This window comes from Kitasatospora sp. NPDC004614 (genome assembly GCF_042873675.1).
Lineage (GTDB): Bacteria > Actinomycetota > Actinomycetes > Streptomycetales > Streptomycetaceae > Kitasatospora.
This window is the reverse complement of sequence record NZ_JBIALR010000003.1, coordinates 284,086-298,089: the sequence shown is the minus strand read 5'-3', so window position 1 is coordinate 298,089 and position 14,004 is coordinate 284,086. Positions and strand designations below refer to the sequence as shown.

The following is a 14,004-nucleotide window of genomic DNA, read 5'->3' as shown; positions in this document are numbered from 1 at the left end:
GAAAGGTCCGCCCGGGGAGGGGAGTTCCCTCCTCGGGCGGACCTTTTGGCGTGTTCGGGGTTGCGCGGGAAGTCCTGCGCGCCCCCGTTGGGCGGGCGTCAGCCGCGCTGGATGCCCGTGGTGTCGTTCAGGACGCCGTGGGTGCCGTCGGGCAGCTGGGCGACGAGCGCCGCACCGCGCTGGTCGACCGCCAGGTACCAGGTACCGGGGACCAGCTCACCGACCGGCGGGGCCGCCGGGTTGTCCTTGTTGCCCAGCTGACGGACCGCCGGGACGGCGAACCAGAACGGGGCGAACGGCGCGGCGGCAGCCTGCGGCGGAACCTGGTCCTGGATGGCCGGCTGGACGGCGGTGGGCTGCTGCGAGGCCGGCTGCGGGGCCGGAGCGGCCGCCTGCGCGGGCGCCGGGTAGCCGTAGCCGCCGGCCGGCTGGCCGCCGAACTGCTGGGCGGGCACGGGCTGGTCGGCCTGCGGCTGCGGCTGGCCGGGGAACGGCTGCGGCTGCTGCTGCGCGCCCGGGTAGCCGTACGCGCCGGGCTGACCGGGCTGACCGGGCTGGCCGACCTGGCCGGGGGCGCCGGGCTGGCCGCCGTACGGGGGGAACGGCTGCGGGGTGGTCGGCGCCGACGGGGTGGCGGGCATCAGCGGGCCCTGCAGGGCCGGGACGAGCGGACCGGCGACCACCGCGCCCGCGAGCACCAGGGTGGAGAGCAGGGACAGGTAGGCGCCCGCACCGTTGGTGTAGAGGTCCGGGCAGCCGATCAGCGTCCACAGGCAGCCCCAGAACGAGAGCACGGCCAGCGCCGTACCCCACTGGTCCAGCCGCAGACCGGCGACCTGCTTGGTGCCCCAGTTCTCCTTCTGCAACCGGAACAGCAGGATCAGCACCGCGCCGACCAGGCCGGTCAGCACCACCGACGGCAGCAGCGGGAACAGGCCCGAGGCCCAGGCGTTCGATGACAGGTCGGCCGTCTTGGCCGTACAGCCCAGGCCGGAGCAGTCGAACTTCCGGAAGGGCAGGAAGGACGAAATCAGGAGCAGTACCGCCGCACCGGCGACGGCGGCGTCTCCCCTGGTGAGAGCGCGCAGATTCACTGACGTTCCCCTCATTGGTGTAGTCGTGGTCGGCGGGCGGTGACCGAGCCCCCGGAGTACCGGAGCGGTACAACGGGGCAAAAGCCTAGGGCCAACGCGACGCCGTGTGCACAGCGCCCTCCGGATCCGGCACGAACCGGACAGGTCGGACGGGCGTCCCGCACGGGGACAGGACAGGGACGGAACGGACGGTCTGGTTGGCGGCTCACCCCGTGAGATAGCTGGTCAAAGCGTCGGCGACGGCCTGGGCGGCGCGCTGGCGCCACTCCGGGTCGGACATCCGCTTCGCGTCGCCGGTGTTGCGCATGTTGCCACACTCGATGAACACCTTCGGGACCTTCGACAGGTTGAGTCCGCCCAGGTCGCTGCGGGTGTCCAGGCCCTGCTGGCCGATATAACCGGCCGTCGGCTCGCCGGTACCGGTCTTGAACGTGTCGCGCAGCAGCACGCCGAGCCGGTGCGACGGGTCGACGACCGCGGCGGTGTCGGCCGGGCCGGCCACCACCCTGCCGGGCATGATCACGTGGAAGCCGCTGCCCGACGCCGGCGCGCCGTCCGCGTGGATCGAGACCGCGGCGTCCGCCTTGGCCTCGTTGCCGATCCGGGCCCGCTCGTCGATGCACGGACCCCACGGACGGTCACCGTCCTGGGTGAGCACCACGGCCGCGCCCCGGTCCTGGAGGATCTGCCGGGCCCGGTGCACCACGTCCAGGGTGAACTCGGCCTCCGAGTAGCCCGCGTCGGTGGAGGTGCCGGTGGTGTCGCACTCCTTGCGGCCGTTGCCGATGTCCACCTGGCGGTTGATCTCGGTGGTGTGCTTGCCGTTGCCGGTGTTGTGGCCCGGGTCGAGCAGCACCGTCTTCCCCGCCAGCGGGCGGTTCCCGGCGTCCGAGGCCTGGGCCGACGGCGAGGCCGGCGCGGCCGGGCCGGTGGACGCACTGCCGTCCGGGGCGGGGGAGTCCGTCGGGTCGGCGCCGTCCACCCGGTCGCCCTCCGCGTAGCGCGGTGAGGCAGCCGGGTGCGAGGTGACGTCCCGCGAGCTGTTCGCGACCGCCTGCCAGCCCAGCCAGCCGATCAGACACACCGGCAGCACCACGCTCGCCAGCTTCACGGCCGGGCGCCAGCGTGCGGTGCGCCGCTCGGGGTCGCCGTCGTCGGGGTAGGAATCGGGCTCGACGGGGGGTGGGGTGGTACGGCCGGTCAATGGTTCCTCAGATCCTGTCCCAGGTACGCGCCGTCAGACCGTAGGTGTCGGCGATCGGCTTCCACTTCGCCACGAAGTCCTTCTTGGACTGGGTGGCCTGCGGGTTGAGATCGTTGGCACGGGTCAGATCGGCCGTGCTGGGCGCCGTGTTGTTGGCGCAGCCCTGGCTGGAGACGGTGCGCGCCCACGCCGCGTACGCCCGGTCGATGTCCCCGGACGCCTGCCAGGCGTCCTTCAGCTTCGCCGCCGCGTCGGCCCCGCCGGGCAGATTGTCGGTGTGCAACTGGGCCAGCTCGGCGATCAGTTGGTCACGCTGCTGGGCGCCGGTGTCGAACACCTTCGCGGCGTTGTCGATCTCCGTCTTCGGCGGGCAGCTGCGCACCTTCGCCACCGCGTTGCCGATCGGCGCCTTCGCGTTCTCGCCCTTCGTCAGCAGCGCGTCCAGCGCTTTCGCCTCGGTCGCCGCGTCCGGACCGGCCGAGGCCGAGGCCGAGCTCGACGGGGACGGGCCGGCGGTGTTCGGCACGGAGGCCGACGGCGAGGCGCCGCCCGTGCCGCCCTGCGACGGATCGTGCGCCGGGGCCGAGTTGCCGCCCTTCGACTCGGACGAGGTGCCGCTGTCGCTGTTCTTCACCGCCCACACCACGCCGACGCCGATCACCAGCAGCAGTGCCACCGCCGCGCCGATCAGCACCGGGGTGCGCCGCCGCCGCGGGTCCTCCTCGTAGTCGAAGTCGGGCTCTTGGCCGCCGTACCCGCCGTTCGCGAACTGCGGCTGGCCACCGAAGCCGGGCTGACCGCCGAAGGTCTGCTGCCCGCCGTACGAGGGCTGCGGGGTGCCGAACTGCTGCTGGGCGAAAGGCGGTTGGTCGAACTGCTGCTGACCGCCGAAGGACTGGCCCTGGGGCGGGAACTGCTGGCCGCCGAAGCCGGACTGGTCGCCGAAGGTCTGCTGCCCACCGAAGGTCTGCGGCGGGGGCTGCGGTCCGGGCGGGGGCGGCGGGGTGCCGAACTGCTGCTGGGCGAAAGGCGGTTGGTCGAACTGCTGCTGACCACCGAACGTCTGGCCCTGCGGTGGCGGCTGCGGCGGCGGGAACTGCTGCCCGCCGAAGGTCTGCTGCGGGAGCTGCGGTGGCTGCGGGACGGGCGGCGCGGCGGGCGGCTGCTGGGCGGTCGGCGGCGCGGGGGCGGCCGGCTGCTGCGTGCGGGGCGGCGGTGTCGCCGGGCCGGGGGCCGCGGCGGTGCGCGGCGCCTCGGGCTGCGGCGGCTGGGGGACGACGGGGGCAACGGGGGTGACCGGAGGGACCGGGGCGGCGGGTGCGACGGGTCCGGGCGCGATCTTCGGGAGCGGGATCGCCGTGGTGGGCGGACCGGCGGCCGCCGGGTCCTCCGCCATCGGCCGGCGGACCCAGCCGCCCGCGCCGTTGTTCGCGGTCGGATCCCACACCGCTCGCGCGGCCTTGCCCTGCTCCGTCATGCCGTGTCCTCGCCCCCGCCTACTGACCCGCCGATGGCTCTGCCGCCGTACGACCCGCGCCCCGCACCGGCCGTCCGTGGTCCGCCGCCCCGACACCGTACCGGCCGTCGGCGGTGCGGGTCACGGCGGTCCCGCAACAACGCGCCGTGGTGTGGACGACGCCGCTGAGGCCGTGATCGTTCCCGGTCACGGCCGGAAAATCGGCGAATCGCGGGTCGGTCGCGGTGGGTCAGGACGTGGCGCGGCGCAGCACCCGCAGCGAGCCCGTCACCGAGATCTCCTCGAATCCCTCGTCCAGCGCCCGCAGGTACACCCGGTACGGGGCCTGGCCGCCGTCCGCCGGGTCGGGGAAGACGTCGTGCACCACCAGCAGGCCGTCCTCGGCGAGGTGCGGGGCCCAGCCCAGGTAGTCGCCGGTGGCGTGCTCGTCGGTGTGCCCGCCGTCGATGAACACCAGCGACAGCCGGCCCTGCCAGACCGCCGCGATCTGCGGGGAGCGGCCGACCAGCGCGACCACGTGCGGTTCGAGGCCTGCGGCGTGCAGGGTGCGGCGGAAGCGCGGCAGGGTGTCCATCAGGCCGACCTCCGGGTCGACCAGTGTCGGGTCGTGGTACTCCCAGCCGGGCTGCTGCTCCTCGGACCCGCGGTGGTGGTCGACGGTGAGGGCGACCGTGCCGGTGCGGCGGGCGGCGTCGGCCAGCAGGATCGCCGAGCGTCCGCAGTAGGTGCCGATCTCCAGTACCGGCAGCCCGGTGCGTCCGGCGGCGTCGAGTGCGGCGGCGTACAGCGCCAGGCCCTCGTCCTCGGGCATGAAGCCGGTGGCGGCGCGGAACGCGGCGAGCACCTGCGGGTCGGGCGTGGCCGGGGCCGCGGGGTCGAGGTCGGTCATCGGGCGCTCCTGCCGGGCTGGTGGGGGACTGACCAGGACCCTACTGGATGGTAGGAACGCCCGTTCGCGGGCCGACCGGTCAGAGCAGGTCGACGGCGATCCGCTCGCGGCGGGCGGCGAGCTCGGCCTCGATCAGGGCGGCCCGGCCGGAGTCCAGCACCACGGGGTGCCGGTGCTGCTCGGGCTTGGCGGCGGTGAGCATCCGCAGCCGCAGGTAGGTCGGCGGGTGCGTGCTGTCCACGGCCTCGGCCAGCCTGGCGGCCGCGCGCAGGCGGCGCTCGGTCTCCAGCGGCGGGACGGTGCGGACGGCCTCGGCCAGTGACTGCCACAGGTCGGGGGCGGCGTCCCGGCCGCTGCCGGTCCGCCGCGGGGGCACGGTGCGCTGACGGTTCAGCACCGTCTCGAAGGTCTGCCGGTGCAGCAACGCGGTCAGCGCGCCCCGGGTGTCGGCGACCGAGGTCAGCCGGACGGCCAGCAGGTCGGCCCGGTACTCGGCGGCCTGTCCGGCGCGCATCCACAGCCGGTTCATCAGCAGCGTCAGCCCGTGCACCGCCCGGTTGAGCACCCACAGGACCCGGTTCGCGACCAGTTCGGCGAGCACCACCAGCACGCCGATCAGGCCTCGCTGGGTCCGGGTCGGGCTCGGCACGGTCATCCGGTACCACTCGACCAGGGCGCCCAGCGCCGAGCCGTTCCACAGGCTGCGCCGACGGTCGCCGTTGACGCAGCGTCCGATCTCGTGGGCGAGCACCGCGACCCGCTGCTGCGGGGCGAGCGCCGTCCACAGCGGCAGGCCGATCGTCAACTGCCGGTGGCGGCGCAGCCCGAGCACGGCGAACGAGGCGTTCCACTCGCCGTCGACCGCGATCGAGTCGACCTTCGGCGCGCCCAGTTCCTCGGAGATCCGGTCGACCAGCGCGTACAGGGCGGGCGCGGCGGTGCGGTCCAGCACCCCGTCGCGGGCCGGGCGGCCCAGCCGGGGGCGCAGTTGGAAGGCGACGGCCAGCGCGATCACCCCGAGCAGTCGGCCCGGCCAGCCCGGCAGCAGCAGCCCGGTGACCAGGCCGAGCCCGAGCAGCAGCACCGTCAGCGAGATCAGGTGCACCACCCCGGCCAGCGCGAACGCCGCCGTCGTCGAGCCGTCCCGCAGGTCGGAGCCGCCTGCGGACACCAGATTGAACACCTGCTCGGAGCGCTCCCTGACGTCCCGCCGGGCGGCTTCCCTGCGGCGCTCGGCCCGCTCCGCCGCGCGCTGCTGACGTGGCGTCCGGTTCGTGGGGGCCGGCTCGGGCGGCAGCAGGTTCCACTCGCAGCTCGGGCACCAGGTCGGGAAGCGCTCGTTGACGGCGAGCGCGGACCGGCAGTCGGGGCAGCGCTCGGCGGATCCGGCGGCGGCGGGTCGGTCGGCGGGGGCGTCGGTGGTGGACATGGCGGCGGATCATGCCACGGGCGGGAGGCGGCGGGAAAGCGGTTTCCGGCCTGGTGGCCGTTGGTGGGCTGCCGCGCGGGGAGGTCGATGCGCTATACAGAGGGCGGCCCGCAGTGGAACGTGTTCCACCCCCCTCGTCCGCCCTTCGCCGCCGCCGGGTCGTCACCCGTGCGCGGTGGCCCTCACCCCAGGAGCAGCCCGTGCGCGCAGCGATCCTGCACAAGACCGGACAGGACACCCTGGACGTCCGTGACGACGTCGAAGCGGTCGGCTTCGGACCGGGCATGGTCCGGGTCCGGCTGCACGCCGCCAGCCTCTGCCACTCCGACCTGTCCGCGATGTCCGGCGTGCTGCCGCAGCCCGCGCCGTTCGTGCCGGGCCACGAGGGCGCCGGCGAGGTGGTCGAGGTCGGCGAGGGCGTGACGCGGCTCGCGCCCGGCGACCGGGTGGTGCTGTGCTGGATGCCGCCCTGCGGGGACTGCCCCGCCTGCCGGAGCGGCCGGAGCCACCTGTGCGTGGCCTCACTCCGCCGGCTCTCCACCCCGACGTTCCGGATCGGCGGCGACACCGACGCGTACGGCTTCTACAGCACCGGCACCTTCGCCGAGGAACTGGTGGTCGCCGCCGGCACCCTGCTGCCGGTGCCCGCCGACCTGCCGTACGACCTGGCCGCGCTGATCGGCTGCGGCGTCACCACCGGACTCGGCGCCGCCGTCAACACCGCGCGGGTGGAGCCCGGTTCGGCCGTCGCCGTGATCGGCGCGGGCGGGGTCGGCATCGCCGCCGTCCAGGGCGCCCGGATCTGCGGCGCCGCCCGGATCACCGTGGTCGACCCGGTGGCCTCCCGCCGCGAGCGGGCACTCGGCTTCGGCGCCACCGAGGCGATCGCCCCCGAGGACCTCAAGTCCGTCGCCCGCGGCGTCCCCGGCGGCGGCTTCGACTACGTCTTCGAGGCCGTCGGCCGCTCCGAGACCGTCCGGGCCGGCTACGACGCCGCCCGGCGCGGCGGCGCGGTGGTGGTGATCGGCGCGGGCGCGGCGGACGACCGGGTCTCCTTCAGCCTGGGCGAACTGTTCTTCAACGAGAAGCGCCTGCTGCCGTCCATGTACGGCGGCGGCGACGTCCGCCGCACCGCGGACCGGGCGATCGACCTGTGGCGGGCCGGCCGGCTCGACCTGGCCGGAATGATCACCCACCGGCTGCCGCTCACCGAGGTCAACGAGGCGATCCGGCAGATGCGCAGCGGCGAGGCACTGCGGACGGTGCTCACGGTCGACTGACGGCCTTCGGCTTTCGAACGGCCGACGCCCCCGGCTCGTCAGGACGGTGACGGGCCGGGGGCGTCGGCGGTGCGAGGTGGTCGTGCGGCGGGCCGTCCGGCCCGCGACGGCCCGAACGTCAGCGCCGGTGGCGGCCGTGCGGGTCCGCGTCCGCGCTGTCGTCGTTGGCGGTGGTGCCCCGGTGCCGGCCGTGAGCCACGCCGTCGGCGCTCTCGTCGGCGCCGGGCGCGCGGTGGTCGTGCTCGGTGGTGTCGTCGATGGACTCGGACATCTGGTCAGTCTTCTCCGTGCGAATGGGCGGTCTCTGCGAAAAGGTGCACCGGTACGCCTCGGCGCACCGGTGTGCCAGGGACCCGGACAGCAGGAAGCAGGCCGCCATCGTGGTCGGCCCGCGCGGGGCCACGATAACGGCCGGATCGAATCGGAGCCTACCCAAACCATGCGCGTCGCGCCCCGGAACCCGCACCCGGCGGTGCCGTCGTCAAGTGGCCGACGGCAACGATCCGTTCGGCGATCGACCTGAATGTCCGGGATGCCCGTTCGCCACCATCGGACACGCCCCCGTCCGTCCACCGCCGGCCTGCCCGGTCGACCAGGCCCAGGCCCAGTGCCACCCAGCCCGTCGCCGCGGCGACCGCACCGACGGGCAGTCCATCGGCCGCCACCAGCCGGCCGGTCGTGCCCAGTACCGTCAGTTCCACCGTCGTGAGGAGCAGCGCCGTCCGGCCATGGCGTCCGAAGACGTGCAGACGCCGCGGGGCTGCGACGCGGGTTTGAAGACAGCCCCTAGCACCGCGCCCGCCGAGGCGGCCGGTGCCGTTGCCTTACGCAGCAAGGAAGTTCGTGGATCCGCCGGACCGGCCGCCCGGGCCAGTGTCGACGCGGCCGCCCCGAGCACCAGCAGGGCCGCCAGTCCGGCGATCGCCCGACCCGTGGGGCGCCCCGCCACCACGGTGTCCAGGACCACACCTGCCGACCCGGGCAGAGCCAGTGCCGTCGCCGCCTCCAGCGGTACCGACACCGTCAGCGCGACCGACCACCAGCCTCGCACGAGTCAACTCCGGGCAGATGTGAGGGAACCAGGACGGGTGGGCGGGGCGGCCGAGGGCCGTGCCCGCCCCCGCGAACGGGAGCGGACACGACCCGGGCCGGGCGCCTGGGCGTCAGGCGATGGTGAAGAGCAGGCAGGTCACCGCCAGGCAGGTCAGCTGGCACCCGTCGCCGTGGCCGCCCAGCTCGACCGACTCCACCTCCGGCAGCTCCTGCAGGGCGGCGAGGTCGGTCTCGAACGCGGTCATGTTCTCCATGGTGTTTCCTCCCCTATCTGTTTCGTCGGGCACGGACGTGTCCGACGACCGCGACGGGAAATCCCGTCGCAGGTCCGGCCCCGCCGATCGCGCTCCGGGCCGCAGCCGGGCAGGCCGGCGGGCTCCCGCGCGCGGCGGGAAATCTTCTGCTGAACAGGCGGGTCAGGCGGGTCTGCCGGTGCGCAGGAACCTCGCGAGCAGTTCGTGCAGCACGGCCGCGCCCTCCTCAGCGAGCACCTCGTGCCCCGCGCCCGCCGCCTCCACGTAGCGGAAGTCGGCGCCCTCGGCCCGGCCGAGCCGCAGCAACTCGTGCCGCAGCAGTCGGGACTGACCGACCGGCACCACCTCGTCGCGGTCCCCGTGCACCACCAGCAGCGGGGTGCGCAGCCGGTGCGCGAGGAGCAGGACGTCGCGCGGGCCCCGGGCGTCGTCGATCGGCAGGTCGCCGCCGAGCCGGGTGGTGAGCGCCCGGACGGGGGGCGAGGCCTCCGCGAGCAGGCGGGCGCCGGACAGGAACGGTGCCACCACCGCGCACCGCGACACCGTCCCCGCCGGGGCGTGCGCCGCCGCGAGCAGCGCCAGGAACGCGCCGTAGCTGACACCGAACAGGGCCGGCGGCTCCAGACCCAGCGCGGCCCGTTGCCCGGCCACGCCCTCCAGCAGCGCCAGTACGTCGTCCAGGTCGGGGCCGCCCCACGCGCCGCGGATCGCCATCGCGAACTCCGTGCCGTAGCCCGTCGAACCGCGCTGGTTCGGGGCGAGCACGGCCAGGCCCTGCGCCGTCATCCGCTGGAGCGCCGGGTCGAACTCCAGCCGCCAGGCGTCCGCCGGGCCGCCGTGCAGCGCCAGCACCAGGTGCGGGGCGGACAGCCAGTGCTCGCCGCCGTACACCACCGCCTCGACCGGCCCCGCCGGGCCGGCCAGCTCCACGCACCGCGCCGACTGCCACCGGCTGCCGTCCCCGGGCCCGGCCGAGCCGTCCAGCCGCCAGCCGTCCGGCCGTGCCGTGCCCGGCAGCAGCGCGTCCACGTCCAGGGTGGCGAGCGCGGCCGGGCGGTCCGGCGCCGAGTACGGCATCCGCAGGCCCGCCGGCGACCAGTGCCCGACCGCGCCGAGCCGCCCCGGCGGCACCGCCAGCGGGTCGAGCCGCCCGCTGCCCGGCTGCCACAGCACCAGCGAGGACGCCGCGCCGTGATCGACCTGGAGCACCACCCGGGGCTCCGCGCCCGGCGCGGGCGGGGCGAGCGCGATCGGCCGCAGCAGTCGGCCCGGCTGGTGCAGGCAGTCGGGGAAGCGCACCGGCTCGGCACCGCCGATCAGCGCCCAGCCCAGCCGGTCCGCGCCCGGCGCGTCGCTGCGCAGCATCCCGAAGCCCGTCGCCGGGTCGAACAGCACCAGCCGGTCGTTGCTGGTCCCGCCGAGCTCCAACAGTGGTGTGGTGGAGCCGAGTTGGAGATCCAGTACGACGGTCTTGACCATCCCGTCGGCCACCCGGTCGAGCGCCAGCAGCCGGCCGGTCGCGTCCAGCCACACCCCGCCGCCGTGCAGCCCCGGCAGCTCGGCCACCTCGCGGGGCGCCGAACCGTCCGCCGCCAGCAGCCACACCGTGGTCACCGGGCGGGTGTCGGTGCCGAGCAGCACCGCGACCGGCGCGCCCGCCGCCCCGGCCGGGCCGGGCATCGCCAGCATCCGCAGGCCCGGCAACCGCATGGCGGCCAGCGGGAGTTCGGGCTCCCCGGGCGACAGCAGCACCAGCGCGTGCCGGTCGCCGTCGTGCCGGCACACCAGCACCCGCCCGTCCGGCAGTGCGGCCAGCTGCGACCGCAGGCTCTCCGCCCGCCCCTCCGACAGCACCACCGGCGCCGCCTCGCCGTACTCCGGCAGTCGCCAACTCTCCACCTGCCAGGCGCCGTCGGCCCCGGCCGCCAGGCAGGCCGCGTGCGAGCCGTCCCCGGCGAAGGTGAAACTCAGTCGCCGCAACGCCTGCGGCGCGGTGCGCACAGTCGCCGTGCTCATCGGGGACCTCCTGCCGAACGGTGGCGCAACGGTCGGGTGGTGGGCGGGAGTTGACGGCCCGGACAGCGTCGGGGCAGGGCGAGCCGCGGCTCGGCGCACTTCTTCATTGCCGCCCTCCCGTCGCGGTCCCGCTCAACTCCGGTGCGTCGAGTTGAGGTGGCGTCAAAGTGCCTGCGCGGTACGGCTCCGGGTCGGACCACAGGCGCGGCCCCGGGTGGCGCAGGCGGAGCAGGAAGGCGAGCGGGCCGGTGGTGCCGGTGCCGTACGCGGGGGTGCAGCCGGTGCCGGTCTCGTCGGGGAGGACCAGCAGGCCGTCGCGGAGTGCGGCGCGGGCGGCGATCAGCCGGGCGAGCTCGTGGGCGCCGTGCCGGAAGCGGCTCTCGCCGGTGGCCCGGGCCAGGTCGAGCAGGTACTCGCCGTTGCCGGCCAGGCCGTGGCAGGCGGAGACCCCGCTGTGCCAGCGGCCGTCCAAGACGGCCCGGCCGGCGGCCCGCGCCAGTCGGCGGGCCCGGTCGTCGCCGGTGGCCTGCCAGAACCGGATCAGGAAGGTGCCGACGCCGGAGGAGCCGCTGCACCAGTGCGCCAGCCGGACGTGCGCCGGGTCGCCGTGGCTCTGCGGCCACCACGCGGCCTCGCCGTCCCACCGCGCGGTGGCTTCCAGGGTCTGTACGGCCAGCTCCGCGCCGGCCATCAACTCCCGTGCGGAGTCCGACAGTTCGGGGTCGGCGCTCAGCCGTTCGGCGCAGGCCAGCAGGAAGGCGCCCACGCCGGCCACCCCGTGGGCGTGGCCGAGGTGCACCGCCCCGGCGAGCGCCGAGTCGAAGTCGGCGGGCACCGGCCAGACCGTCCCGTACGGTTCGGCGCGGGCGGCGGCCAGCAGGGTGCGGGCGCAGTGCGCGGCGCGGTCGAGGAACTGGCGTGCCCCGGTGGCGCGGTGGGCGCGCAGCTGGAGGAACCCGGCCCCGGCGGCGCCGTGGCAGATGTCCGGGTTGGGCCAGACCAGCGGGACCTTCATCGCCATCGCGGCGGCCCGTTCGGCGAGGCCGGGGTGGTCGAGGGCGTCGGCGGCGTCGAACAGCGCCCAGGCGGCGCCGGAGCGGCCGAAGTGCAGGCCGGGCAGCACCACGGGTTCGGCGGCGCAGCGCCGTTCGATCCACTCGGCGGCCGCCCGGGCGGTGGCCCGGGCCTGTTCGCGGACGGGTTCCGGCAGCGGCGCGAGGCTCGCCCGGGCCAGCACGGCGAGCACACCGGCGGCGCCGTGCTGCACGTTGCACGGGTCGGTGAGCTGCCCGGAGGTGACGGCCGGCCACAGCCGGTCGCGCCGCTCCGGGGTGGCGGTGGCCGCCAGGTGACGCAGACCGTCGTGCAGCAGCCGGTCCAGCGGTGGCGGGGTGGCCGGGCCGACCGGGCCCGGGACGTGGGCCTGTCCGGTGGGCGCGGTGAGCTCCTTCCGGACCCGGGCCAGGCTCCACCGCCGCTCGGGCTCCTCGGCGCGCAGCCCGAGCACCAGCGGTGCCAGCCGGCGTGCGGTGAGGCCTTCGCGGGCGGCCGGTGCCAGCCAGCGGCCGAGGCGTTCGGCGACGGGGCGGGCGAGCGGCCGGTCGTCCGGCAGCAGCGGGTCGTGGCCGGTGGCGAGCAGGAAGTAGAGGCCGCCGAGCGCGTACAGGTCGGCGCGGGGGTCGGCCAGGTCGGTGCGCTGCGGGCCGGCGTGCTCGGGGGCGCGGTACCCGGGGGTGCCGGCGGTGCCGGCCAGTGTCCCCGCGGGCACGGCGAGTTCGAGGTCCACCAGGCGGACGGTGCCGTCAGGCCGGACCAGCACGTTGCCGGGGGAGAGGTCGCGCAGCACCAGCCCCTGCTCGTGGACGCGCTCCACCAGGTCGAGCAGTGCCAGCGCCAGCGGTCCGGCCTCGGCCCACGGGACGTCGGGGGCGCCGTCGCGCCGCAGTCGGGCCGCCGCCCAGCTGCCGAGCGCCTGGCCGGGGATGCGCTCCTGGACCAGGAACAGTGAGTCCTGCTGCTCGACCAGGGCGTGCATCCGTGGCGTCAACCCGGTGTCGGCCAGTCGGTCGAGCAGTTCGGCCTCGTTCCGCAGTGCCGTGCGGGCGTCGGTGCCGGCCCGGTCGACCTCGATGTGGGCGCGGGCCTGCTTGACCACCACCTCGGCGCCGGTGGCCGGGTCGGTGCCCAGGAACACGCCGCCCTTGGCGCTGTGCCGCAGCGCGGCGGTGAGCGCCCAGCGGCCGTCCAGCAGCACGCCGGCCCGGCGCCCGCCCGTCCTCGCCCCCGTGTTGGTGGTCGATCCCGCCCCCTCGACGGGGTCGACCACCCATGGCGGGCAGCGGTAGGACGCGGTGCGGACGTCCTCGACCGACTCGCCGTCCGGGCCGCGCAGCATCGAGCGGTACGCGCCGTCGTTGCCCAGCAGCGCGCGGCCGGCGAAGCCGCCGTAGCGGTAGTGCACCAGGCTGCCGGGGCGGTACGGGCGGTCGGAGAGAATCGCCGGTCCGGGCATTCCCTCGGTGGCCCGGTGGAGTTCCTCGGCGAGCCGGCGGAATTGTTCGTCGCCGTCCGGATAGACGGTGATGAATTTCCCGGCCGAAGCCCGGTCGCTGTTGCGGGAATTGATTTCGTGCAGGCGTTCCCGGTCGGCGGTGAACTTGAAGGCGCAAGGGTCTTCGGCGATCACCGCGGCGACTGCGGCCAGCACCTCGGCCCCGACCGGGGAGGCGGCGGCGACGTGCAGCTTCCAGCCCTGTTCGGGCAGTTCGCGGCCGGGCGGCCGGACCGTGCACCAGAAGCCCTCGACCGCGATCGTCCAGTCGCCGTCTCCGCCCCGGGCCCGGCTGCCGGCCACGGCCGCCCGCGCCACCTCCACCAACGTGCCGTCCGCCCCCGGCTCGTCGTCGACCGGTACCGGCCCCCCTGTCCTGCGCAGCGGTGTGCCCGCCCCCATCTGCTTCACACCCCTTCGTGGTGGACTCGACCGATCGCGGTCTGCGGAAGTTCACGAGAGGCTCGCCCGCGCCGGTCGAATTCCGCCGGGAATTTCGGCCGGTCGCCTTTTTCGACCCCCCGGTCGAGGCAACTCTCGTTCGCAGGACTGAAGTTACTTTCGGGGAGGGGGTGACTCAACACCGGACGAGTCACTTCACTCTTAAGGGTGATCGGGATTCGTTTTCGAATACGTTCGCCCTGACGGGTCTGGGCAGGGCGTTCCACGCGCCCACCGGCCCGCCGGCGCTGCCGACCGCCCGGAAGTGCCCGTTCGGACGCCCGCCTACCGCTTGTCATCGTGTTGACGCTCAGGT

Annotated in this window: 10 protein-coding genes; 1 reads left to right on the top strand and 9 read right to left on the bottom strand. The window is 75.3% G+C overall.

Features of this window, described 5'->3' with window-relative positions:
• Nucleotides 1–98: 98 nt before the first annotated feature.
• The 5 genes from ACFYST_RS10755 to ACFYST_RS10735 form a co-directional block, all read right to left on the bottom strand.
• Nucleotides 99–1,094: a hypothetical protein gene (locus ACFYST_RS10755; RefSeq protein WP_387861348.1), complete on the bottom strand. Its 996-nt coding sequence runs from the start codon at nt 1,092–1,094 to the stop codon at nt 99–101.
• Nucleotides 1,095–1,299: 205 nt separating this feature from the next.
• The gene (locus ACFYST_RS10750) at nt 1,300–2,298 is read right to left on the bottom strand and encodes an N-acetylmuramoyl-L-alanine amidase (protein WP_387861347.1); all 999 of its coding nucleotides are present in this window, start codon (nt 2,296–2,298) and stop codon (nt 1,300–1,302) included.
• A 7-nt stretch (nt 2,299–2,305) separates the two neighbouring features.
• Nucleotides 2,306–3,775, bottom strand: coding sequence for a hypothetical protein (locus ACFYST_RS10745; RefSeq protein ID WP_387861345.1), 1,470 nt, complete (start codon nt 3,773–3,775; stop codon nt 2,306–2,308).
• A gap of 229 nt (nt 3,776–4,004) precedes the next feature.
• Nucleotides 4,005–4,664: a class I SAM-dependent methyltransferase gene (locus ACFYST_RS10740; RefSeq protein WP_387861343.1), complete on the bottom strand. Its 660-nt coding sequence runs from the start codon at nt 4,662–4,664 to the stop codon at nt 4,005–4,007.
• Between the two features lie 79 nt (nt 4,665–4,743).
• Nucleotides 4,744–6,093, bottom strand: a complete 1,350-nt coding sequence (locus ACFYST_RS10735; RefSeq protein WP_387861342.1) for a M48 family metalloprotease — start codon at nt 6,091–6,093, stop codon at nt 4,744–4,746.
• A gap of 200 nt (nt 6,094–6,293) precedes the next feature.
• Between ACFYST_RS10735 and ACFYST_RS10730 the strand changes: the two genes are divergently transcribed.
• Nucleotides 6,294–7,373, top strand: coding sequence for an alcohol dehydrogenase catalytic domain-containing protein (locus ACFYST_RS10730; protein ID WP_387861341.1), 1,080 nt, complete (start codon nt 6,294–6,296; stop codon nt 7,371–7,373).
• Between the two features lie 118 nt (nt 7,374–7,491).
• Here ACFYST_RS10730 and ACFYST_RS10725 read toward each other — a convergent pair whose 3' ends face one another.
• The 4 genes from ACFYST_RS10725 to lanL all read right to left on the bottom strand — a co-directional run bounded on the left by ACFYST_RS10725 (nt 7,492) and on the right by lanL (nt 13,649).
• The gene (locus ACFYST_RS10725; protein ID WP_387643360.1) at nt 7,492–7,644 is read right to left on the bottom strand and encodes a hypothetical protein; all 153 of its coding nucleotides are present in this window, start codon (nt 7,642–7,644) and stop codon (nt 7,492–7,494) included.
• Between the two features lie 892 nt (nt 7,645–8,536).
• Nucleotides 8,537–8,680, bottom strand: a complete 144-nt coding sequence (locus ACFYST_RS10720; RefSeq protein WP_387643362.1) for a VenA family class IV lanthipeptide — start codon at nt 8,678–8,680, stop codon at nt 8,537–8,539.
• Between the two features lie 162 nt (nt 8,681–8,842).
• Nucleotides 8,843–10,696 carry an alpha/beta hydrolase family protein gene (locus tag ACFYST_RS10715; protein ID WP_387861339.1) on the bottom strand — a complete coding sequence of 618 codons (1,854 nt, stop codon included), beginning with the start codon at nt 10,694–10,696 and terminating at the stop codon, nt 8,843–8,845.
• Nucleotides 10,697–10,799: 103 nt separating this feature from the next.
• Nucleotides 10,800–13,649, bottom strand: coding sequence for a class IV lanthionine synthetase LanL (lanL, locus tag ACFYST_RS10710; RefSeq protein WP_387861337.1), 2,850 nt, complete (start codon nt 13,647–13,649; stop codon nt 10,800–10,802).
• Between the last annotated feature and the right edge of the window lie 355 nt (nt 13,650–14,004).